Source organism: Stenotrophomonas sp. ZAC14A_NAIMI4_1 (assembly GCF_003086915.1).
Lineage (GTDB): Bacteria > Pseudomonadota > Gammaproteobacteria > Xanthomonadales > Xanthomonadaceae > Stenotrophomonas.
On the sequence record NZ_CP026002.1, the window covers coordinates 2,661,997 to 2,684,583 of the forward strand.

The 22,587-nt window shown below is 68.8% G+C and carries 23 protein-coding genes; 2 read left to right on the forward strand and 21 right to left on the reverse strand.

What is annotated here, in order from left to right:
- Positions 1–50: 50 nt before the first annotated feature.
- From C1926_RS12020 to hisS, 13 genes are all read right to left on the reverse strand, one after another.
- Positions 51–1,058, reverse strand: coding sequence for a glucokinase (locus tag C1926_RS12020; protein WP_174214127.1), 1,008 nt, complete (start codon positions 1,056–1,058; stop codon positions 51–53).
- Between the two features lie 144 nt (positions 1,059–1,202).
- The gene (locus tag C1926_RS12025) at positions 1,203–2,792 is read right to left on the reverse strand and encodes a calcineurin-like phosphoesterase family protein (protein WP_108759350.1); all 1,590 of its coding nucleotides are present in this window, start codon (positions 2,790–2,792) and stop codon (positions 1,203–1,205) included.
- A 103-nt stretch (positions 2,793–2,895) separates the two neighbouring features.
- Entirely contained in the window at positions 2,896–3,516 is a 621-nt protein-coding gene (gene hisIE, locus C1926_RS12030; protein WP_079221709.1) for a bifunctional phosphoribosyl-AMP cyclohydrolase/phosphoribosyl-ATP diphosphatase HisIE, read from the reverse strand.
- Entirely contained in the window at positions 3,506–4,282 is a 777-nt protein-coding gene (hisF, locus tag C1926_RS12035; protein ID WP_108746585.1) for an imidazole glycerol phosphate synthase subunit HisF, read from the reverse strand. Before hisF ends, hisIE begins: the two co-directional genes overlap by 11 nt.
- Positions 4,276–5,010, reverse strand: a complete 735-nt coding sequence (hisA, locus tag C1926_RS12040; protein ID WP_108759351.1) for a 1-(5-phosphoribosyl)-5-[(5-phosphoribosylamino)methylideneamino]imidazole-4-carboxamide isomerase — start codon at positions 5,008–5,010, stop codon at positions 4,276–4,278. The genes hisF and hisA overlap by 7 nt, the downstream gene beginning before the upstream one ends.
- Positions 5,007–5,609 carry an imidazole glycerol phosphate synthase subunit HisH gene (gene hisH / locus C1926_RS12045; RefSeq protein ID WP_108759352.1) on the reverse strand — a complete coding sequence of 201 codons (603 nt, stop codon included), beginning with the start codon at positions 5,607–5,609 and terminating at the stop codon, positions 5,007–5,009. The genes hisA and hisH overlap by 4 nt, the downstream gene beginning before the upstream one ends.
- The gene (hisB, locus tag C1926_RS12050; RefSeq protein WP_108746583.1) at positions 5,606–6,679 is read right to left on the reverse strand and encodes a bifunctional histidinol-phosphatase/imidazoleglycerol-phosphate dehydratase HisB; all 1,074 of its coding nucleotides are present in this window, start codon (positions 6,677–6,679) and stop codon (positions 5,606–5,608) included. The genes hisH and hisB overlap by 4 nt, the downstream gene beginning before the upstream one ends.
- Positions 6,676–7,770 carry a histidinol-phosphate transaminase gene (hisC, locus tag C1926_RS12055; RefSeq protein WP_108759353.1) on the reverse strand — a complete coding sequence of 365 codons (1,095 nt, stop codon included), beginning with the start codon at positions 7,768–7,770 and terminating at the stop codon, positions 6,676–6,678. Before hisC ends, hisB begins: the two co-directional genes overlap by 4 nt.
- Positions 7,767–9,062: a histidinol dehydrogenase gene (gene hisD, locus C1926_RS12060; protein WP_108759354.1), complete on the reverse strand. Its 1,296-nt coding sequence runs from the start codon at positions 9,060–9,062 to the stop codon at positions 7,767–7,769. Before hisD ends, hisC begins: the two co-directional genes overlap by 4 nt.
- Positions 9,059–9,970: an ATP phosphoribosyltransferase gene (gene hisG, locus C1926_RS12065; protein WP_108759355.1), complete on the reverse strand. Its 912-nt coding sequence runs from the start codon at positions 9,968–9,970 to the stop codon at positions 9,059–9,061. The genes hisD and hisG overlap by 4 nt, the downstream gene beginning before the upstream one ends.
- Before the next feature lie 34 nt (positions 9,971–10,004).
- Positions 10,005–10,313: a YerC/YecD family TrpR-related protein gene (locus C1926_RS12070; protein WP_079221701.1), complete on the reverse strand. Its 309-nt coding sequence runs from the start codon at positions 10,311–10,313 to the stop codon at positions 10,005–10,007.
- Between the two features lie 261 nt (positions 10,314–10,574).
- Positions 10,575–10,841: a hypothetical protein gene (locus tag C1926_RS12075; RefSeq protein ID WP_254057255.1), complete on the reverse strand. Its 267-nt coding sequence runs from the start codon at positions 10,839–10,841 to the stop codon at positions 10,575–10,577.
- A 26-nt stretch (positions 10,842–10,867) separates the two neighbouring features.
- Positions 10,868–12,265, reverse strand: a complete 1,398-nt coding sequence (hisS, locus tag C1926_RS12080; RefSeq protein ID WP_108759357.1) for a histidine--tRNA ligase — start codon at positions 12,263–12,265, stop codon at positions 10,868–10,870.
- Between the two features lie 139 nt (positions 12,266–12,404).
- Here hisS and C1926_RS12085 point away from each other — a divergent pair, with 139 nt between their 5' ends.
- Positions 12,405–13,157, forward strand: a complete 753-nt coding sequence (locus C1926_RS12085) for a helix-turn-helix domain-containing protein (RefSeq protein WP_108746581.1) — start codon at positions 12,405–12,407, stop codon at positions 13,155–13,157.
- 64 nt (positions 13,158–13,221) lie between these two features.
- Here C1926_RS12085 and thrC read toward each other — a convergent pair whose 3' ends face one another.
- The 6 genes from thrC to C1926_RS12110 form a co-directional block, all read right to left on the reverse strand.
- The gene (gene thrC / locus C1926_RS12090; protein ID WP_108760684.1) at positions 13,222–14,514 is read right to left on the reverse strand and encodes a threonine synthase; all 1,293 of its coding nucleotides are present in this window, start codon (positions 14,512–14,514) and stop codon (positions 13,222–13,224) included.
- Between the two features lie 29 nt (positions 14,515–14,543).
- Positions 14,544–15,458: a homoserine kinase gene (locus tag C1926_RS12095; RefSeq protein WP_108759358.1), complete on the reverse strand. Its 915-nt coding sequence runs from the start codon at positions 15,456–15,458 to the stop codon at positions 14,544–14,546.
- Entirely contained in the window at positions 15,455–17,959 is a 2,505-nt protein-coding gene (gene thrA / locus C1926_RS12100) for a bifunctional aspartate kinase/homoserine dehydrogenase I (protein WP_108759359.1), read from the reverse strand. The genes C1926_RS12095 and thrA overlap by 4 nt, the downstream gene beginning before the upstream one ends.
- 84 nt (positions 17,960–18,043) lie before the next feature.
- Positions 18,044–18,178, reverse strand: a complete 135-nt coding sequence (locus C1926_RS21920; RefSeq protein WP_301554033.1) for a hypothetical protein — start codon at positions 18,176–18,178, stop codon at positions 18,044–18,046.
- 138 nt (positions 18,179–18,316) lie between these two features.
- Positions 18,317–19,267: a DMT family transporter gene (locus tag C1926_RS12105; protein WP_108746578.1), complete on the reverse strand. Its 951-nt coding sequence runs from the start codon at positions 19,265–19,267 to the stop codon at positions 18,317–18,319.
- Between the two features lie 174 nt (positions 19,268–19,441).
- Positions 19,442–20,143 carry an AraC family transcriptional regulator gene (locus tag C1926_RS12110; protein ID WP_108759360.1) on the reverse strand — a complete coding sequence of 234 codons (702 nt, stop codon included), beginning with the start codon at positions 20,141–20,143 and terminating at the stop codon, positions 19,442–19,444.
- 102 nt (positions 20,144–20,245) lie between these two features.
- Here C1926_RS12110 and C1926_RS12115 point away from each other — a divergent pair, with 102 nt between their 5' ends.
- Complete coding sequence (locus tag C1926_RS12115) at positions 20,246–21,031, forward strand: DUF6491 family protein (protein WP_254057256.1); 786 nt, start codon at positions 20,246–20,248, stop codon at positions 21,029–21,031.
- Here C1926_RS12115 and C1926_RS12120 read toward each other — a convergent pair.
- Positions 21,028–22,080 (reverse strand): linear amide C-N hydrolase, encoded by a 1,053-nt coding sequence (locus tag C1926_RS12120; RefSeq protein ID WP_108759362.1) that lies wholly within the window; start codon positions 22,078–22,080, stop codon positions 21,028–21,030. The two genes, C1926_RS12115 and C1926_RS12120, sit on opposite strands and share 4 nt — an antisense overlap.
- A 68-nt stretch (positions 22,081–22,148) precedes the next feature.
- Complete coding sequence (locus C1926_RS12125) at positions 22,149–22,577, reverse strand: BLUF domain-containing protein (RefSeq protein ID WP_108759363.1); 429 nt, start codon at positions 22,575–22,577, stop codon at positions 22,149–22,151.
- Positions 22,578–22,587: the final 10 nt, after the last annotated feature.

Here is a 22,587-nt window from a genome sequence, read left to right on the forward strand (position 1 = left end):
CTCCGTCGTCCGATCCGCCGCCGGCAGGCTGCCAGCCGCCTTCTTGGTTGCTATGCCGGCCTGCGCGCGGCGTGCCAGACGGCTGCGCCCAGCACGCCCAGCTGGCCATGCTCGACGCGCCACACCGGCACCTGCCGCAGCACGTCGGTCAATACACCCTTGTTGAGGAAGCGCTCGCGGAAGCGGCCATCGGCAAGGAAATCCTGCACATGGGCAGAGATGCCACCGGCCAGGTACACCGAGCGCGCACCCACGGCGATGGCCGCATCACCGGCCAGGCTGCCCAGCCACGCGCAGAAGACCTGCAGGGTATCCACCGCCAGTGCATCCTCGCCGCTGCGGGCCGCACCGATCAGGGCCTCGGTGCTGGTCCACTGCGGCGTCACGCCCCGCAGCTCGCACAGGCACGGGTAAAGGTTCATCAGGCCACTGCCGGACAGCACGCGCTCGTTGTCCACATGCGGCCAGCGCTGCAGCAGCTGGCCCAGCACCTGCAGTTCCAGCGCATTTCCGGCGCCCAGTGCGGCGTGGCCGATCTCGCTGGCCAGCACCGGGCGCTCGCCATCGGCAAAGCGCAGCGCAGCGCCCAGGCCGGTGCCTGCGCCCAGCACCAGCGCGGGGAACGCCTGCGCCGGGTCCGCATCACCGTTCAACGGCACCAGCGTGTCGGCCTGCAGGTAGGGAATGGCCAGCGCCACTGCCTCGAAATCGTTGATCAGCTGCAGTTCCTGCAGGCCGGACTGCGCCCGCGTGGTGGACAGCGAGACCGTCCACGGCAGGTTGGCGTTGATCAGCACATCGCCATCGAGCAGTCCGGCGATGGCCACCACGGCCGTACCGACCGGTTGCGCCAGGCTGGCGGTGAAATCGGCCAGGATCGCGGCCAGGCTCGGATGATCGGCACAGGCGTAGGTGCGGTAGCTGCCAAGCCGCGGGGTCTGGCCCGGCATGGTCTCGGCCAGCGCCAGGCGGGCAAAGGTGCCGCCGACATCGGCCACCACCAGGCTGCGCGAGTCACCGCCGCGGATGGCACTGTTGCCAGCGGTGTTGCTGGCCAGATCGGGAATAACCGGGGACGCTGCTGCAACGTTCACACTGGCCTGCTTGAATCGATTGAATCGTGTCGATTCTCAGGCATTGACCGCGCTTTGCCAACGCTGTGGGACCGGGTGCAGTCGATCCTGCACCCGGCCCGGGCCGCATCAGGGCTGCGCCGCCTGCAGGCTGTAACGGGTGGTGGCGGTGAACACCGCACCGTCAGGCTGGGTCGAGCGCACCTCCACCTTGTGGCTGCCCACCTCGAGGCTGGTCGGCAGGGCGCCACGCCACAGGTGCGGCGATGCGGTGGCCTCCGGCGATCGATCATAGCCGCGCAGCGCATCGGCCGTGTCATCGGCCACGTTCTCGACCAGCAGGCGCGGATCCGGCTGGCTGACCTGTTTCATCGGCTGCCACGCGCCGCCGTCGACACGGAACTCGACCACGCTGGTGTCCTCGCCCATGTAGACGTTGGCGTACACGCCCCACGCCGGGTAGGCGCCCTGGCGCAGCACCTTCGGCGCATGCAGGCCGATCTGGTCGCTGGCCGGGGCACCGGCCACGCGGTACTGCAGGCGATAGCTGCCGTTGCCGGCCACGTCCAGCAGCGCATAGCCCTTCGGCGTGCCATCGCTCATGGTGCTGTCCGGCACGCCCGCCGCGTTCTTCACGCCCGACCAGAACGCGCCACAGTTGGCACCGACGTTGTACTCATGCAGCGGCTTCTCACCCTGCCAGCCCTCGGCTTTGCCGTGGTAGACGTGCTGCTGGGTGTGGCTGTGGCCGCTCAGCACCAGCACGTTGCGGAAATCCTTGAGCAGGTCGAACAGGCGCTGGCGGTCGGCATGGCGGAACGTCTCGCGACCGGGTGCGGCATCGAACAACGGGATGTGCATACCCAGCACCAGCAGGCGGTCCTTGTGCAGGCCCTTCAGGTAGCCGGCGAGGAAGGCGAACTGGTCTTCGCGCAGGCCACCGACGTACTTCGGCTTGGCGTTGGGGTCGTATACCACGTCATCCAGGAACACGAAGCTGGCGCCGCCCTCCTCCACCGCATAGGTGTCCGGGCCGTAGATGTTGCGCCAGCTGTCCAGCGAGTGGTCGTCGTTGGCGGCGTCGAAATCCAGGTCATGGTTGCCCGGCACATGGAACCACGGCACGCCCAGCTGGGTGGTGACCTTGTTGATGGCCGGGTACAGGCCCAGGTCGTCGTTGACGATGTCGCCCAGGGTGGTGCCCAGGCGCGCCTTGGTCTGGCCCACCAGCGGTGCCACGATGGACTGCTGGTAGTAACCGATGTCCTTCAGGGTGGCCGTCTGCGAATCGGTGAACACCAGCATCTGGAAGCCGCGGCGGCTGTCATGGCGGTCGGACTGCAGGGCGAAATCCCAGTTGCGGTCCACTGCCCCGGTGGCGGCGATGCCACCGTACTTCAGCGCCGGCGACCCATCCGGGCGGTAGTGGCGCCAGAACGTGGGCAGGCCATCGGCCGCCTTCGGGAACGAGTACGTATCCGGCTTGATCACGAACACCGTCTGCCCGTCGCGCACCGGCAGGCTGTAGCTGCCATCGGCGGCGGTCTTGACGATGGTTTCGCCATTGGAGACCTGCACGCCGGCCAGGCCCGGGTCGGTCGCGCCGCGGCCGGGCTTGCCGTCGCGTTCAAGATAGACCTTGCCGCTGACCACCGTGTCGGCGGCCCAGGCCGGCGAAGTCAGCAACAGGCAGCACAGCCAGGCGGCGGGCAGTTTCATGGGGGCGGTCCGGGGAAGAAAGACCGCCCATTGTAGATTCCGTTGATGACATCGCGCACGCGGTGTCGCCCGGTGGTTGCCGGCCAGCGGCCGGCACTACCGCTCAACGATGGCGCATTTCCAGTACCGCCCGCGCATCATCCAGCGACAGCCCACGCGCGCGCAGCAGCACCAGCAGGTGGTACAGCAGGTCGGCCGACTCGCCCAGCAGGGCCTCGTCATCCTGGGCGACGGCAGCCAGCGCGGTTTCCACGCCCTCCTCGCCCACCTTCTGCGCGATCCGGCGGATACCACCTTCGAACAACGACGTGGTGTAGCTGCCTTGCGGGCGCTGTGCTTCGCGCACTGCCACCAGCTGGCCCAGGCCGCCCAGGAAGTCCTTCGGCGCGCCATCGAAGCAGCTTTCGGCACCGGTGTGGCAGGTCGGGCCGGCCGGACGGGCCAGCACCAGCACGGTGTCGGCATCGCAGTCCACGCTGATCGACTGCACCGCCAGCACGTGGCCGGACTGCTCGCCCTTGGTCCACAGGCGCTGCTTGCTGCGGCTGTAGAAGGTCATGTGCCCGGTGACCTGGGTGATGTGCAGCGACTCGGCGTTGACATAGCCCAGCATCAGCACCTGCAGGGTGTCGGCATCCTGTACCACCGCTGGCAGCAGGCCATCGCCCTTGGCCCAGTCCAGCGATTCCAGCGCCTGCGGCGACGGGCGTACTTCAATAGACATCTCGAACCTCGATCTGCTGTTCGCGCAGGTAGCGCTTCAAATCCGCAATGGCAATGGCACCGCTGTGGAACACGCTGGCGGCCAGCGCACCGTCCACGTCGGCCTGGTCGAAGGCCTGTGCGAAGTGCTCCATCGCACCGGCACCACCGGAGGCGATGAGCGGGACGTTGCACACGGCCCGCGCCTGGCGCAGCTGTTCAACATCGTAGCCACGGCGCACGCCATCGCTGTCCATGCAGTTCAGTACGATCTCGCCGGCACCGCGGCGCTGCGCCTCGGCGATCCAGTCCAGGGTGCGCAGCGGCACGGCCTGGGTCTTGCTCGGGTCGCCGGTGAAGCGGCGCACGCGCCACTGGCCGTCGGCCTCGCGCACCGAGTCGACGCCGACCACCACGCACTGCACGCCGAATTCGCCGGCCAGCTCGCTGATCAGCTCGGGGCGCCCCAGTGCGGGCGAATTGATCGACACCTTGTCCGCACCGGCGAACAGCACCCGGCGCGCGGTTTCAACGCTGTCGATGCCGCCGGCCACGCAGAACGGGATGTCGATCAGGCGCGCGATGCGCTCGATCCAGGCCACGTCCACCGAGCGTGCCTCGGGGCTGGCGCCGATGTCATAGAACACCAGCTCGTCGGCCCCCTGGTCGCGGTAGCGCTGGGCCAGCTCGGCGATGTCGCCCATGTCGACGTGGTCGCGGAACCGCACGCCCTTGACCACGCGGCCATCGCGCACGTCCAGGCAGGGAATGATGCGACGGCTCAACATGCCAGTGCCTCGCCCAGGTCCATGCGCTGTTCCAGCAGCGCCTTGCCGAGGATGGCACCGCCACAGCCGGCAGCGCGTGCTTCGGCCACGTCGGCCACGTCACGGATGCCACCGGAGGCCTGCACCGCCACGCCCGGCAGCAGCGCCGACAGGTGCGTGTAGAGGCTGATGTTGGGGCCGGCCAGCATGCCGTCGCGGGCGATGTCGGTGCACAGCAGGTGGCGCATGCCGGCCCGCGCGTAGCGCTGGGCCAGGTCATCGAGGGTCACACCGGCGTTCTCGGTCCAGCCGTGGACCGGCAGCTGCCACTGGCCCTGTGCGTCCTGGCGGGCATCCAGGGCAACGGTGATGCGCTCGGCGCCGAACTCGTCCAGCCAGCCCAGCACTTCATCGGGGCGGCGTACGGCCAGCGAGCCGACCACCACGCGGTTGGCGCCGGCATCGAGGATGCGTGCCACGTCGTCACGGCCACGCACCCCGCCACCGGTCTGCACCTGCAGGGGCGTGTGCTGGCGGATCGCCGCCAGCAGCGGCGCCAGGGTGTAGCCACCGGCACGCGCAGCGTCCAGGTCGACCAGGTGCATCCACTGCGCGCCCTGCGCGGCAAAGGCCTGCGCACGCGGCAGCGGGTCGTCGCCGTAGGAGGTTTCCTGCGCGTAGTCGCCCTGGCGCAGCCGCACCACGCGGCCTTCGCGGATATCCAGTGCGGGGTAGACGGTGAAACTCATGCAGCAGTGCCCTCAAGGAAATTGCGCAGCATCAGCGAACCGGTATCGCCGGAACGCTCGGGGTGGAACTGGGCGCCGAAGTAGCGGCCCTGCTCGATCACGGCAGTGAACAGGCCACCATGGTCGCAGGCGGCCACGGTATGGGCGTTCAGCGGCGCGGCGTAGCTGTGCACGAAATAGGCACTGGATCGGTCCGGCACGCCCTGCAGCAGCAGCGAGGCGCGCAGCGCCAGCAGCCGGTTCCAGCCCATATGCGGCACGCGGATGCCACAGGCCGGCACCAGCTTGCGGACCACGCCGGGAATCAATCCCAGGGCGTCCACGCCGGCTTCCTCTGAACGTTCAAACAGCAGCTGCATGCCCAGGCAGATGCCCATCAGCGGCACCTCCAGGCGGCGCAGCGGCTCGACCAGCCCCTGTGCATGCAGGCGCTGCATGCCCGGTGCGGCGGCACCGACGCCCGGCAGGATCACCCGCTGCGCGCCGGCCAGGCCATCGGCATCGCGCACCAGGCGCACGCTCGCGCCCAACCGCTCGAGTGCGTAACGCACCGAACCGAGATTGGCACCGCCGGCATCGATCAGAGCGACTTCAGTCACAGCGCCCCCTTGGTGGTCGGCAGCGCGGTGCCCTGCCGGGCCAGGGCCGGGCGCAGTGCGCGCGCCAGCGCCTTGAAGCAGGCTTCCACCTTGTGGTGGTCGTTGTCGCCACGCACCTGCAGGTTGAGATTGAGCCCGCTTGCATCGCACAGCGAACGGAAGAAGTGCGGCACCAGTTCGGTCGGCATGTCACCCACCCGCTCGCGCTTGAACTCGCCTTCGAACACGAAGTACGGCCGGCCGCTGAAATCCAGCGCGGCGCTGGCCAGCGTCTCGTCCATCGGCAGGGTGAAGCCGTAGCGGCCGATGCCGCGCTTGTCACCCAGCGCCTCGCGCAGCGCCTGGCCGAGGGCCAGCCCGGTGTCTTCGATGGTGTGGTGCTCGTCGATGTGCAGGTCGCCCTCGGCCTGGATGTCCAGGGCGAAGCCGCCGTGCTTGCCGATCTGTTCCAGCATGTGGTCGAAGAACGGCAGGCCCGTGGAGATGTGGGCATCGCCAGCACGGTCCAGGTCCAGTTCGACGCGGATCTTCGTTTCCTTCGTGTTGCGCTGGACCACGGCGGTACGCGGTGCGTCGGCCAGCGCGTGGGCGATGCCCGCCCAGTCCCATTCGCCACCGAACTGCTCGGTGCGCAGCTGGAAGCCGCGGATGTTGAGGTTGTCGGCGAACTGCAGATCGGTGATGCGGTCGCCGACCATGCCCGAACGCGCCCAGTCGATGCTGCGGTCCTGCAGGTAGGCGGTCATCAGGCCGATGCCCGGCTTGCGGGTGGGCGCGTTGTCCTGCGGCCAGCTGCAGTCCACCAGGACGTCACGGAAGCGGATGCCCTGGCTTTCGAAGATCTGCAGCATCAGGTCATTGGGGCCGTCGAAACTGGCGCGCGGATAGCTTTCGCTGCCCAGGCCATCCTGGTTGGTGACGATCACGAACTGGTAACCGGCGTCGCGCAGCTTCAGCAGCGCCGGGATCACGTGCGGCACGAAGCGCAGCTTCTCGTAGGCGTCGATCTGGAAGTCGGCCGGCTCCTCGATGAGGGTACCGTCGCGGTCGATGAACAGGATGGGGGTCATGCAGCAGCCCTCCGGGCCGACAGGGCCGCGAGCACGCGGTCGTTCTCTTCGGGGCTGCCGATGCTGATGCGCAGCGCATCGCCCAGCTGCGGCGCGGCGCGCTGGTCACGCACCACCACTCCGGCAGCCAGCAGCGCATCGAAGGCGGCCTGCGCATCGGCAAAGCGGACCAGCAGGTAATTGCCGGACGAGCGGTACACGCGGCGCACGCCGGGCAGGTCCGGCAAGGCGGCAGACAGGCGCTCGCGCTCGGCGATGACCGTGGCCACGCGCTCGGCGGTACGCGCCAGGGCGGCCGGTTGCAGCGCCTGCACGGCCAGCTCGGCACACGGCGTCGGCACCGGATATGGCGCCTGGCAACGGCGCAGCACGGCGATCAGCTCCGGCGCGGCAATGAGGGTGCCGATGCGTGCCGCTGCCAGTGCGTGCGCTTTGGACAAGGTACGCAGCACTGCCAGATTGGCATGCGCGTCCAGCAGCGTGGTCGCCGAGGCACGCTGCGCGTACTCGACGTAGGCCTCGTCAACCACCACCAGCGCCTGCCCACGGAGTGCAGTCGCCACGCGTTCGATCTCGGCCAGGCTGATGTCGCTGCCCGCCGGGTTGGAGGGCGCGCACAGGAAGACCAGCCTCGCAGCCTGCTCCCGTGCCGTGCGGATGACCGCATCGAGATCGGCGCGCAGGCCGTCCTCGCCATCGACCAGCGGCACGTCGATCAACGGCGCACCCTGCAGGCGCGCGCAGACGGCATACATGCCGAACACCGGCGAGGTCACCAGCACGCCATCGCGACCCGGCACGCACAGGGCGCGCACCAGCAGATCGATGGCCTCGTCGCTGCCACGGCCGACCAGCAACTGCTGCGGCTGCACGCCATACAGCGCCGCCAGGCCTTCGCGCAGCGCCAGCGGCTGCGGCTCGGGGTAGCGCCGGCTGCTGCCAGCAGCATCAGCCGGGTTGGCCCAGGCCGATTCATTGGCGTTCAACCAGACCTCGCCCTGCACGGCGGCGCTGCGTGCCGAACTGTAGCCGGCAAACGCCTGCAGGTCCGGGCGCACCAGCGCCAGCACGTCTTCGATGCCGGCGCTCATGCCGCGGCCTCCATGCGCAGAGCCACCGCACGTTCGTGTGCGTCGAGGCCTTCGGCGCTGGCGATGATGCGCGCGCATCCGCCGATCGCGGCCAGGCCAGCGGCGCTGGCGCTCTGCACGCTGATCAGGTTCTGGAAGCTGGCGACGCTGACGCCGCTGTAGGCGCGTGCGGCACCGGCAGTGGGCAGCACGTGGTTGGTGCCGCTGCAGTAGTCGCCCAGTGCCTCGGGGGTGTAATCGCCAAGGAACACCGAGCCGGCGGCCTGCACCTGGCCCAGCCAGTCGCGCGGCGCGCGCAGGGCCAGGATCAGGTGCTCGGGGGCGTAGCGGTTGCTGATCGCGAAGGCATCCGCCAGCGCATCCACCTGGATCAGGCGCGAGGCCGACAAGGCCTGGCGTGCGATGTCCTGGCGCGGCAGCAGCGCGACCTGGCGCTCCACTTCGGCCTCGACCGCAGCGACCATCGCGGCATCGTCGGTCAGCAGCAGCACCTGCGAATCCGGGCCGTGCTCGGCCTGCGACAGCAGGTCAGCCGCCACGAACGCCGGATTGGCACCGGCATCGGCGATGACCAGCACTTCCGAAGGACCGGCCGGCATGTCGATGGCGGCGGCGCCGTCCTGTGCGACCTGCTGCTTGGCTTCGGTGACGAAGCTGTTGCCCGGCCCGAACAGCTTGTCGCAGGCCGGAATACTGGCCGTACCGTAGGCCATCGCAGCGATGGCCTGGGCACCGCCCAGCTTGAACACGCGCTGCACGCCGGTCAGGCGCGCAGCCACCAGCACCGCCGGATCGGCCGTGCCATCGGTGCGCGGCGGCGTGCACAGCACGACCTGCGGGCAGCCGGCCAGTTGCGCCGGCACGCCCAGCATCAGCGCGGTGGACGGCAGCGGCGCACTGCCGGCCGGCACGTACAGGCCGACGCGGCCGATCGGCCGCAGCATGCGTTCGCAGACGACGCCGGGCGCGGTTTCCACCGAATATCCCTTGCCCATGCCCGCCTCGTGGAAGCGCGTGATGCGCTCGGCGGCTTCGACCATGGCCTGGCGCAGCTCGGCCGGAACGGCGGCTTCGGCGGCGGCAAATTCGGCGTCGCTGACTTCAAACGACGACAGTTCGACCCGATCAAAACGGGCGGTGATGGCGCGCAGCGCCTCGTCCCCCTGCGCGCGCACCTGTGCGATCAGCGCGGCCACGGCATCGCGGGTCTGCTGTGCCACGGTCTGCACCGGGCGGGTCAGCGCCGCGCTGCGCGCGGCTTCATCAAGTTGCGACCAGATCAGACGATTCATGCCAGCGACCGCTCCACGCTCAATACCATCAGGCCCTGTGCGCCGGCGCGCTCCAGTTCTTCCATGCGCTGCCAGGTCAACGGGCCCGGGCACATGGTCTGCAGGCGCAGTGCACCGCCATCTGCAGGCAAACGCACCAACGGTTCGGCATCGGCCAGCAGTTGCGCCAACGCATCCACGCGGTCTTCGCTGGCACGGAACATCAGCAGCTTGCGGTCCTGCTTCTGCACCACCCCGTCCAGGCGCCGCAGCAGCATGCTGCGCAGCCCGGCACGTGCGTCGTCGGGCACGCGCACCGCACCGGCCAGCACGGCTTCACTGTCCAGCAGGTTGTGCACCGGGGTGAGCTGGTTGGCACGCAGGGTGGCGCCGCTGGACACGAGGTCGCAGATCAGTTCGGCGGTGCCCAGGCGCGGGGCGATTTCCACCGAACCGGAGAGCTCGACCACCTGTGCGTCCACGCCCTGCTCGGCCAGCCACTGCTTGAGGATGGCCGGGTAGCTCGTGGCGATGCGGGTGCCGGCCAGCTGCGCCGGACCTTCCCACTGCCATTCCTCGGGCACGGCCAGCATCAGCCGGCACTGGCCGAAGCCGAGCCCGCGCAGGGCCTGGTAGGCGTCGGGCAGGCCGATCTGGCGGCGCGCGGCGGCCTGTTCGTCCAGTTCGTTGCGGCCGACGATGCCAAGGTCGCAGACGCCATCGGCGATCAGGCCGGGAATGTCGTCGTCGCGCACCAGCAGCAGGTCCACCGGCAGCGATTCGCCGAAGCAGAACAGCTTGTCGCGGCTCTCGCGCCAGCTCAGGCCGCAGGCGCTGAGCAGGTTGCGGGCGGGTTCGGCCAGACGGCCACTCTTCTGGATGGCGATACGCAGCCGGTCTCGCGCCGGCGCTGCCTGGGTTGCACTCATGGGGGAGGTCTCGAAGTTCGGTACGGGGCGCGGGTCAGCGCGAAGCAAGGCGGTCGATGGCAGCGGCATAGCCTCGATGGCCATGCTCAAGCGTGCGTGCGACCCGTCCGGTGGTGGTCACGCTGACGCCGGTGCGTTCGTGGATCTCGCGGTAAGGCACGCCCTGCTGCAGCAGCGGCACCACTTTCCAGCGGTCGGCCATGGCTTCCAGCTCGGCCGGGGTGCAGAGGTCACGCAGGAAGGCCTCGACCTGGGCCGGTTCGCGCAGGGCAGCAAAGGCCTGGGCCAAGGCTTCCAGGTCGGCCTGCGGGTCTTTGGCGGTGATGTCGGGGCGGGCTTTCACGGGCGGATTTCTTGCATCAATGTAATAGCGTGTTAGTACATTAGCGCATTCTTGCGCAGTGCGTCAAATCGTGGAATCCCTGAACCCCCGGTAGTGCCGGCCGCTGGCCGGCAGCCTCAGCGGTAGAAGCTGGGTTACCGAGGGATGGCGGGGCCGAATCCGGCTTTTGTAGAGTCGAGCCATGCTCGACTGCCTTCCCGGAAACGAAAACGCCCACCGGGAGGTGGGCGTTCTACGTTGAAATCACGCCGCTGGCGCCGCTCAGGGCTGGCAGCGGACCTCCGCCTGCAGCGCGCCGCGCCGCAGGCACTCCCCGAACAGGCTGCCCTGCCGGCTCGGCAGGGGCTGGATGTTCTCCAACGCCCCTGCGCCTGCAGGACACGCCCCCGAGGCCAGGGCCCGCAAGTCCGCCTCAAGCTGCGCGCGGTCGATCACATGGCAACGATCGACCTGCAACCGGTACTGCGCCTTCCCGATCCGGGCGCTATGCAGCGCGGGATCACTCTGGCAACCCGCCAGCAGGAGCACGCTCAGCGCCCCTGCGGCGGCCCGTATCACGCCATGACCTTGGACTGTTCCAGCTCGACCTGCAGGGTGCTGGCCAGATCATCGCGGGAAACTTCGAACTGCTGCTCGCGCACCAGGTCCTTCACCGCCACCACGCCACGGGCGAGTTCGTCTTCGCCAGCCAGGACCACGAAGCGGATGCCGGCCTTGGCCGCGTACTGGAACTGCTTGCCGATCTTCTTCGGCTCCATCTGCACTTCGGTGTTGATGCCACCACTGCGCAGGCGGCGGGCAATGTCCAGCGACTGCGCCATGCCCTGCTCGTCCATCAATGCCACCAGTGCCTGCACGCTGCTGGCTTCGATGCCATCGATCAGGCCGGCTTCGCGCAGCTGCCAGAACAGGCGCGACAGGCCGATGGAGATGCCCACGCCCGGAAGCTTGGACTTGCTGTAGTGGCTGGCCAGGTCTTCATAACGGCCGCCCGAACAGATCGAGCCGATCTGCGGGTGGTCGGTCAGCGTGGTCTCGTAGACGGTGCCGGTGTAGTAATCCAGGCCACGGGCGATGGAGAAGTTCAGGCAGTACGCGGTTTCCGGCACGCCCAGCGCCTGCACCAGCTGCAGCACTTCGCGCAGTTCGGCAACGCCGGTGCGCAGGGTTTCCGACGATGCCGCGCCCACTTCCAGCGCAGACAGCTGCGCCAGCGCATCGTCATGGCCCTTCGAACGCACAGCAACGAACGCCAGGATCTTCTCGACCTGTTCGGCCGGAATGTCGAAGCCCTCGCCCACCAGCGTCTCGCGCACGTAATCGGCGCCGCGCTTGTCCAGCTTGTCCACCTCGCGCAGCACGGCCAGCTGGCGCTCGCCCTCCGCCACGCCCAGGCTTTCGAAGAAACCACGCATCAGCTTGCGGTTGTTCAACTGGATGCTGAAATCACCGATGCGCAGCTCGGAGAACACGGCGTGGATGACGGCCAGCACTTCAGCGTCATAGCGCACGCTCAGGCTGTCCTTGCCGATCACGTCGATGTCGCACTGGTAGAACTCGCGGAAACGGCCGCGCTGGGCACGCTCGCCACGGTACACGCGCTGCATCTGGTAGCGGCGGAACGGGAAGGTCAGCTCGTGCTCGTGCTCGGCCACGTAACGCGCCAGCGGCACGGTCAGGTCGAAGCGCAGCGCCATCTCCGGCAGCGAACGGTCACCCGATTCAGCGGCATTGGCCAGCGCGCCGGTGGACTGCACGAAGTACACCTGGCGCTCGGTCTCGCCACCGGACTTGGTCAGCAGCACGTCGGACAGCTCGAACACCGGCGTTTCAACCGGCAGGAACCCGAAGCGCTCGTAGTTGCGGCGGATGACGTCCAGCATGCGCTGGAACGCAACCTGCTCGCGCGGCAACAGTTCAAGGGTGCCGGGCGGGGTACGGGGCTTGATCACGGGCGGAACTCCTGCAGGAACGGGGACGTGGGAGGGGGCGACATTCTACCGCCCCGCATCGCTCAGCCGCCGATCAGGGGCCATAAGGCCGCATGAAGTATCATAAAGCCCCCTCCCGCCCGTGATACGCCCCCGCACCATGTCCCGGCCTTCCGGCGCCCCGTCCGCCGCCCACGACTCCGCCGCGCCGTCCTGCACCACGCTGGACTGCCTGCACTGCTCGGTCCGCCACCTGGCGGTCTGCTCGGCGCTGTCGCCCGATGAAGTGCAGGCGCTGGAACAGGTGACGGTGTCGCAGCAGGTGGCCATCGGCGCAACCCTGGCCCGCACCGGCGAAGAGCGCCAGCATGTCTATACATTGACGGCCGGCGCGCTGCGGCTGGTGCGCACGCTGGCCGATGGCCGCCGCCAGATCAACGGTTTCGTGCTGCCCGGCGACTACCTGGGCCTGAGCGGCAGCGACCACCATCGCCACGATATCGAAGCCATCGCCGACAGCCGCGTCTGCCGCGTGGCCCTGCCGCAGATGAAGGCACTGCGCGGGCGCTACCCGCACCTGGAGCGCAAACTGCTGCAGCGCGCCTGCCAGGAACTGGATGCCGCGCAGGACGCCGCGCTGGCACTGGCCCGCCTGCAGCCGGCGGAAAAGCTGGCCGACTTCCTGCTGCGCCTGGCTGCACGCGAGGCCAAGCTGGGTGGCGATGGCCTGCGCGTGTCGCTGCCGATGGGCCGCGGCGATATCGCCGACCACCTGGGCCTGACCATGGAAACGGTCAGCCGCACCTTCACCAAGCTGCGCCAGCAGGGCCTGATCGCCCTGCCCCATCTGAGCGTGGTGGAGATCCTCGACGAGGACGGGCTGCGCGAGCTGGCGGGCGAAGGCCTGGCCTGACCGTTTCGCAGTTCACGGCGTTGCCGGCCAGCGGCCGGCACTACCCGCCGGGCGTGGCCCGGCGCTACCGACGCAGCAACACCTCGCGCAGGGCGTCGTAATCGGCCGCCAACGGTTCGGCATGCGCCGGCCGCTGCAGCAGCGCCGCCAGCGCCGGCGGCACAGCCACGGCTTCGCCGATCAGCGGCTCCACCACTGCCTCGAACTTGGCCGGGTGCGCGGTGGACACGACCGCCCAGTCCCCCTTGGCACCGCGCGCGCGCAGATCCTGCAGCACCTTCACCGCAGTGGCGGTGTGTGGGCAGAACAGTTCGCCGCTGCTGGCATGCGCACTGGCAATGGTCGCGCGGATGGTCACGTCGTCCACCGCGAATGCCCGGAACGCGGCACGCAGTTCGGCATCGTCATCGGCATACAGCCAGCGCAGGCGCTCGAAGTTGCTCGGCGCCCCCACATCCATCGCGTTGGCGACGGTCGCGACGCTGGCCTGCGGCTGGTACGCGCCACCATTGAAGTACGCCGGCAGCACCGCATTGGCATTGGTGGCCAGCACGATCTGCCCGATCGGCACGCCCAGCGCACGCGCCAGCACGGCCGCCATCGCATTGCCCAGGTTGCCGGTCGGCACCACCAGGTTGAGGCGGCGCCGCGTGCGCGCGTGATGGGTCAGCGCAGCATGCGCGTAGTAACTCATCTGCGGCAGCAGCCGGCCCAGGCTGATGCTGTTGGCCGAACTCAGCGGCACCTGTGCCTGCAGGTCCGTATCGGCCAGTGCCTGCTTGACCATCGCCTGGCAGTCGTCGAACGAACCTGCCACGCGCAGCGCCTGGATGTTGTCGCCGAAGCAGCCCAGCTGGTGCGCCTGCCGCGGTGAAACACGGCCATCGGGATACAGCACCACCACCCGCACGCCCGGCTGCCGGTGAAACGCCGCCGCAACGGCAGCACCGGTATCGCCCGACGTCGCCACGACAATGGTCAGGTCACGGGCCTTGCCCGCCTGCAGGCGCGACAGCATGCCGGCCAGGAAGCGCGCACCGATGTCCTTGAAGGCGGCGGTCGGGCCATGGAACAGCTCCAGCACATGGTCGCCGTCGCGGCCCAGCGGACGCAGCGGCACCGGGAAATCGAAGGCGTCGCGGCAGATCTCTGGCAATGCCGCCTGCAGCGGGTCGCCTTCGAAGAACGGCGCCAGCAACTCGGTCGCGGTGTCGGCCAGGGTCGCACCGGCATGCAGGTCGCGCGGCGGCGGCAGCACGTCAGGCACGTACAAGCCGCCATCCGGCGCCAGGCCGGCGGCAATGGCGGCGCTCAGCCCAACAGCGGGCGCGTGACCACGGGTCGAAACGAATTGCATGAGCTCGGTATCCAGCAAGGGGGAAGGATTCAGCACAGTCGCGCTCCAGCAGCGTCCAGCGGGGAAACCCAGGCATCGCTGTCGAAACCGGCGGCGGCGAAGGCCGCACGAACGGGCGCCACTGCGGCATGGGCCTGGTCGGCCTCTTCAAACCACGCAAACACACTCGGGCCGGCACCGGAGATGCCCGCGCCCATCGCATTGGCTGCCAGCGCAGCATCGCGCGCGGCCTCGAAACCAGCGATCAGCGCGGCCCTGCGCGGCTCCACCAGCACGTCACGCAGGCCGGCACGCACCAGGGCCGCATCGGCGCGATGGCAACCACTGAGCACCAGCGCCAGGTTGGCGCTCTGCGCCACGAACTCGGCCAGCGCATAGCTGCCCTGCAGTGCCGCCCGCGCGCGCCGGGTTTCGAGCACGGCATGCGGATGCACCAGCAGGCTGTGCCAGTGGGCGGGGACCGGAATCGACACCAGGCGATCGGCCGTACACAGCGCCAGCCCGCCCAGCAGCAGCGGGCCGACGTTGTCACCGTGGCGGCCGCCGCTGGCCACTGCCTCGCCATCCAGTGCGTGTGGATACAGCGCCTCGGTTGGCAGCGGCGTGTCCAGCAGCGCGTTGGCGGCCACCAGTGCAGCCACGCACGAGGCCGCCGAACCGCCCATGCCCGAGCCAAACGGGATGCCCTTGTCGATCTCGATGGCGAAGCCATACGAAAGGCCCAGACCCTCGCGCAGGGAGATCAGCGCCGCGCCGGCCGTATTGCCCGGCGCGTCCAGCGGCAGGTCCACCACGCTGCCGCGGATGGCGTCGATGCGCACGGTCGGTTCATCGATGCGGCGCACCGTCACGGTATCGCCGATACCGGCGATCGCATGGCCGAGGATGTCGAAGCCCACCGCCACGTTGGCCACCGACGCGGGGGCGAATGCGCGTGCAATCACAGCCGCGCCCCCTCGCCGGCCGCCACGCGCAGCAGGTCGGCAAACACACCGGCAGCAGTGACTTCCGGCCCGGCGCCCGGCCCCTGCACCACCAGCGGGTTGTCGCAGTAACGGCGCGTGCGGAACTGCACGACGTTGTCGGTCAGGCGCAGGTTGGCAAAGGTGTGGTCCGCCGGCAGCTCCTGCAGCCCCACCGACGCACCGTCTGCGCCGAGCCGGGCGACATAGCGCAGCACCGCACCACGCGCCCGCGCATCCTCGAGGCGCTGCAGCAGGCTGGCATCGGATTCGCCCAGGCGGGCCATGAAGTCATCCACGCTGCCATCGCGCAGCAACGCCGGCACCAGGCTTTCCACCTGCACCTGCTCCAGGCTGAGCGCATGGCCGGCCTCGCGGGCGAGGATCACCAGCTTGCGGGCCACGTCCACGCCGGACAGATCGTCGCGCGGGTCCGGCTCGGTGTAGCCCATCGAACGTGCCTGCGCCACCAGCTCGGAGAACGGCTGGCTGCCATCGAAGCGGTTGAACAGCCAGGCCAGCGTGCCGGAGAAGATGCCTTCCACGGCGAGCACTTCATCGCCGGTGTCGACCAGGTCGCGCAGCGTGGTGATCACCGGCAGCCCGGCACCGACGGTGGCCTCGTAGCGGAAGCGCGCGCCACTGGCGGCGGCAGCGGCATGGATGCGCTGGTAGCGCGACAGCGGACCCGAGCCGGCCTGTTTGTTGGGAGTGACCACATGAATGCCAGCCGCCAGCCAGCCCTCGTAGCGCTCGGCCACTTCGGCGCTGCCACTGCAGTCGATCACCACTGCATGCGGCAGGTGCGCGGCCAGCAGGTGTTCGGTGAACGCGTCCAGGTCGCTGGCCTGGCCATTGTCGTGCAGCGCCTGCCGCCAGTCGGCGTGCAGGACATCGGCTTCCAGGCGCATGCGCGAGCGCGAGGCCAGCGCACGCAGGCGCAGATCGACGTTGGCCTTGGCCAGCAGCTGCGGGCGCGCGGCCAGCAACTGGTCCAGCAGCGCGGCGCCGACATTGCCCGGCCCGATCACCCCCACCGCGAACGTCTGCGGCGACAGCCAGAAGCCGGCATGCGCGGCACGCAGGGCACGCGTTGCATCGACACTGGCCACGGCCACCGAGATGTTGCGCTCGGACGAGCCCTGGGCGATCGCCAGGATGTTCACCTGGGCACGGCCGAGGGCCTCGAACAGGCGCGCGGCCACGCCGGGCTGACCGGCCATGCCATCACCGACGGCAGCCAGCACGCTGACGCCCTCGCCGACCTGCACGCGCTGCACCTGGCCCACCGCCAGTTCGTGGGCAAAGGCCTGCAGCAGCGCCTCACGGCCTCGCGAAGCTTCACCGGCCCGCACCACGCAGCAGATCGAATGTTCGGACGACCCCTGCGAGATCATCACCACCGACACCTGCGCCTGGCGCAGTGCCGAGAAGACCCGCTCGGCCGTGCCGGGCACGCCCATCAGGCCGGTGCCTTCCAGATTCAGCAGGGCCAGATCGGGGCTCAGGGTCAGGCCCTTCACCGGCCCGCGCGGCGAGCGCTGGGCACTGATGCGCGTACCCGGGTGCGCCGGGTGGAAGGTGTTGCGGATGAAGATCGGCAGGCCGAGGCGGATGGCGGGCGACATCGTCTGCGGGTGCACGACTTTGGCCCCGAAGTAGGCCAGCTCGCAGGCCTCGTCGTAGCTCAGCGCCTCCAGCTGGACTGCCTCCGGCACCAGCCGCGGGTCGGCCGAGAGGACGCCGTCGACGTCGGTCCAGATATGCAGCTCATCGGCGTTGAACAGCGCGGCGAAGATCGCGCCGGAGTAGTCGCTGCCATTGCGGCCCAGCGTGGTGATGCGATTCTCGCGGTCACGGGCGACGAAGCCGGTGGCGACCACGCGCGACTGCGGGTGCTGCAGGCGCCATTTCGCCAGGCGATCGGCACTGGCCTCCCAGTCCACGTCCACGCCCAGCTCGCCGTGCCCGACCACCAGCACATCGCGCGCGTCCAGCACTGCACAGTCCTCGCCGAGCGCCTGCAGGTGCGTGCCCAGCAACTGCGCGGAGAACACTTCGCCCAGCCCCTGCACGCGGTCCAGCACCTCGCGCGGCAGTTCGCCGATCACCGCCAGCGCACCCAGCACTTCGGCCAGCTGGTCGAACCGCACGTCGATCCATTCAACGGTCTCGCCCACCTGCTCGCCGAGCAGGGCCACGGCGGCGCCACGGTGGCGCGCGCGCAGCGCATGCCAGGCTTCGCGCCAGCCGGCGTCGCCACGCGCCGCCAGCTGGGCCAGCTCGATCAGCGCATCGGTGACACCCTTCATCGCCGAAACGACGGTTACCTGCAGCGGCTCGGCCCGCGCCAGCAGCAGGCCGGCCACATGGCGGTAGCGTTCGGCGCTGGCCACCGAGGTGCCACCGAACTTGTGCACGACAGTGGACGGTGCGGCCAGGTCGGCCGGGGCAGCGGGATGGGCGGGGGCGTGGGAAGACATGCAGACCTCGGTAGGAGGCCCCGTCGCATGCAGGTGTTGGGTCTCCCCGTCACCTGGATGGTGCGGGGCCGTTGTTTTCGGGAGTTACACGAAGACGACGGGCCGCACCAGGGCAGTGGTGGCGGTGGTGATAATAATGGTGGTGATGGTGACCTGCGCAGTCGAACCGCCCGCGGTGGCGGGGGCAATCAGGCTGGCGAGGGCGGCATCGAAGACCATGGCGCACAGAAAACACCGTGCGCCGGGGCCCTGTCAAGTGCTGCGATGCAAAAATCGTTTGTTTCGATCATCGCCCAACGTGCAGCCATTTGGTTGCAATTGAGACGAAGCACGCATCAGAGCGCTTGACGCTGGCAATCAGCCGGCATGTTCGGCGATTGCACGTGGTGCGCGGTGGGCGTGCGCGCACAACAGGACACCGGCAACCAGGAACACGATCGCCAGCGCCTCCAGCAGGCTCGGCCACCGCCACTGCCACGCAAAGGCATAGAGCAGCGCGAACAGCGTTTCGAACACGATCATCTGCCCGGTCAGGGTCAGCGGCAGCAGGCGGCTGGCGCGGTTCCAGAACGCGTTGCCGATGATCGAAGCGATGACCGCAACGCCGGCACTGATCACCCAGAACAGGGTCCACTGCGCAGGCGTGTGGCCCGCGGTCTGGCCGATGAACGCCATCGGCACCAGCAGCAGCGACAGGCCACCGGTGGTGACGCCGGTCAGCAGCGACCAGTCATGGCTGGACAGATCGGCGCGGCGGGCCAGCCAGCGGCTGTTGCCGACCGAGTACAGCGCCCAGGAGAACAGCGCACCGAAGGCGCACAGCAGGCCGATCAGGCGCTGCCGCCAGGGCGTGGCCAGATGCTCGGACATCAGCGACTCCCAGCCCACCAAAGCCACGCCCAGCACGCACAAGCCCAATGCGGGCAGCAATTGCTTGAGCGGCACGGCGCCCTTTTCGCGCACGCCCACCAGGGTCACCACCACCGGTATCAGGCCGACGATGAGCGAGGCCGCCGCGCCACCGGCCCACTGCACGGCCGTGGCCAGCAGCAGGAAGTAGACCAGGTTGCCGGCCAGGCTGAGCCAGAGCAGGCCGATCCATTCGGCGCGCCCCAGTTGCGGCGCCAACCGCTTCCAGCGCGGCAGCAGCAGGATCACCGCGATCAGTCCGTAGACCAGGTAGCGGCCGGCGGACAGTTGCAGCGCGTTGAAGGAATGCAGCACGGCGGGGGCGAGGAAGACCACGCCCCACAGCGCGCCAGCGGCAACGCCATTGGCGATGCCCAGGGCCATCGGGTTGTTGCGCATGTCAGTTGCTTCGGGGGAGGGAACTGGCCGCGCAGTGTAGGTGGCGACCGGCACGGCGTCTTGACCGAGGCTACTGCCCAATCTGTTCGTAGAGTCGAGCTTGCTCGACTGCGTTCAGTCGAGCATGGCTCGACTCTACAAACGCGGCGGTAAATCAGTCGAGCAAGCTCGACTCTACAGAAGCGCTTCACCGCGCCGCCAGGCGCTCGGGGTCAGGCCGGTCTCGCGGCGCAGCGCACGGGTCAGTGCACTCTGCTCGGAATAGCCCGCCGCCAGCGCGATATCGCTGATCGTCGCCGCACTGGTCAGCAACGCATGCTTGGCCCAGCGCAGCCGGCCCGCGCTGAGCCAGGCCTGCGGGCTGACCCCGAATTCGCGCTGGAACAGTGCATGCAGCCGGCTTTCGCTGACGCCGACAAAGGACGCCATGCGCGCCACCGGCCACCCCTGCCCGGGCTCGGCGTGCACGGCCGCGCACAGCCCCTGCAGCCGCGCACCACTGCCGGCCGGGGCAAACACGCGCAGCAATTCGGGCAGCAGCCCAGGCATGGCACCACCGCCGTTCACCTGGGCCAGGCGCTGGCGAAGCGACAGCGGCAGGTGCAGCCAGCGCTGCCGCCACAGGTGTTCCTGGGTCAGGTCATCGAGCACGCCCGGGCCGCAATCGACGATCACGAAACCGTTCGGCCCGTGCGCCATCTGGTCGTGCGCCTCGCCGGCGGCCACGAATGCGCCCTGCAGCAGATCCAGCCGGCCACCTCGACCTTCCAGCTCGAACTGCAGCTCGCCCTGCAGTGGCAGGACCCACTGCGCGTAGTCGTGGCGGTCCAGGCCCGTTGACTGGCCGTAGTGCCGGAGGTGGAAGATGGCGCCCATGGCGGCAGTGTGCGCGTGCGCAGGCCCGCCTGCAACGCGGTCATCAAGCGGGACAGGACCGCGTGCTATGTTCGGGCATGTTCACCCGGCATGGATTGCATGATGAATATCCGACCGCAGTTGATTGCACTGGCCCTCGCCAGCACGACCCTCGCGCCGCTGCACGCGCAGGAAGCGCGCACACCACCCGCACCGGACTGCCTGGACGCACGCGATGTACAACAGGTGGAGCAGGACACGCCCGGCGCGATCGCCGTTGCCGATGGACAGGGCCGCGCCTTCCGCATTGATTTCTCCGCCGCCTGCCCAGGCGTGAACGAGGCGGACACCCTCAGGCTGGAAGCGCCTCAGGGCTGGGCCTGCGGCAAGGCCGGCGAACAGGTGGTGGTCGACGGCCGCACCTGCGCGGTCAGCGCGGTCACGCCGATCGACAACCGCAGCTTCGCGGCCATTGCCCACGAAAGCAGCCGCCAGTACGCGGCCACCCTGCCCGGCGTGAACGTGACCGCGAAAGGCCGGGGCGGCCGCAGCGGCGATACCCCGCACACCTTCCAGACCTCGTCCGCGGTCTGTTTCGCTACCCGCAATGTGCGCGGCTGGAGTGAGACCCCGGAAGGCGTGATGGTGGAAACCAACCCTCGCCGCAACGGTGGCCACCGCTATTACCACCTGGAACTGGCCAGCAGCTGCTCGATCCTTGCCGGTGCCACTGACGTGGACTTCCAGTCCGGCCTGCAGAACGGCCTGATCTGCGGCAATCCCCGCGATCGCATCGTCCTGATGCCGTCAGGAATCGAAGGAGACGGGCGCTCCTACACCCCCAGCTTTGCCCGTCCAGGCTGCGACATCCTGGCGGTCTATCCGAAGGACAGCAAGCGCGCGCCCTAGCCGTCGGTGCCGAGGAAAGCGAACGGCTTGCTCGGTACGAACCGGGACAGCGCATCACCGGCGAAGGTGTTGCGCTGGTCCGGGCCGAGGTCGAGCTTGAGGACCTGGCCGCCGAAATCGACCTTGTTCAGATCCACCCAGAACGTATTGGGCGTCAGCGCCGATTCGAAGAAATACAGGCGGCGTTTGTGGTCGGCCACCGTGCGCCAGCGGGTGGACGAGATGTTCGGCTGATCCGGCGTGGTGATGCCGAAGGGAACCGATACGTTGCGGATCACACTGAACACACTGGCCAGCGCCTCCACCGGGTCTTCGGCCTTGGGAATGGCGTTGATGTAGAACGACGCGCGCGCGAAGCGATCTGCCGAGCGATTGGTGCCCGGCAGCATCACCGTACCGCCGATCTCCTTCCAGTACGCATTGAGCGCCAGCTGCTGGTCGAAGATCGGCGAGTTGGTCATGACCTGGTAGCGGCGGTCATGGTGGATGACCTGGCGGCCACCGATGTATTCGACGATCGCACTGTCGCCGCTTGCATCGGACAGCGACAGATGCAGGGTGGCCTGGCGATCCTCGCCGGGCACCTTGTCGGTGACGATGGCGAACGGCTCGCGCTCCAGCGCAGCCACCGCCTCGGCCACGCTGCCGAAATTGTCCAGCACGTACTGCGCCCACAGCGAGATGGCCAGCCCCGGCTTGTTGCCGCGCTGCTGCGGGTACTCCGATTCGACCAGCCACAGCAGGTTGGCGACCAGGCCCTTCTCGTTCATGCCGTCGGTGGTGGACACGTCGTAGCCGGTGGCGACCACGCTGCCGTAGCGCGCGGTCCATTTCGCCGATTTCGGCCCGGCCTGGCCGGTGCGCGCGATGCCACGTGGCAGGACATAGAGGTTGGTGGCCACGTCCACCTTCCAGTCCATCGAGCGGGCGGTGATCACATCGCCGTTGTCGCCCAGATAGACCGCGCGCGTGCAGGCCCACGCCGGCACCGTTGCTGCCGCCAGCACCATGGCCAGCGCCGCCCTGCCCTGCCATTTCATCCGCTTCATGACGTGCTCCCTTCCCCAGGAAGCCCGATGGGAACCCGCTACGGGTGACAGCGAAGTGAAGCTCGACGCTACCCGGTGCTGAGCACCGGTTGCACGATGGCGCTCAACAGATCCACCGCGGTCGGCACCGCAGGATCGCCCTCCACGGTGCGCGAGAACCCGGACCAGTCACTGGTGGCCAGTTGGCGCAGCTTCAACGCATCGACCGGCAACGCGCGCATCGACCAGTACGGGAACTGGCGCTGGCCCAGTCGCCCGCGCGCCAGTTCGACGATGTCCACATGGCTGCCTGCCTGCAGGATGCGCTCGTACACCGAGTCGATGCCATCGGGCGGGCCTTCAATGTACTGCAGGAAACCCTGTCCATCGTGCAGCAACACGCCCGTCACCCCGGCCATCCGGTTGAACCGGGTGGCATCGTTCACCAACGTCTGCAGGCGTTCGGCGGAAAGGTCCGGCCGGGCCTGGCTGACGTAGGCAATGGCGCGTAATGGCATGAAGCATCCT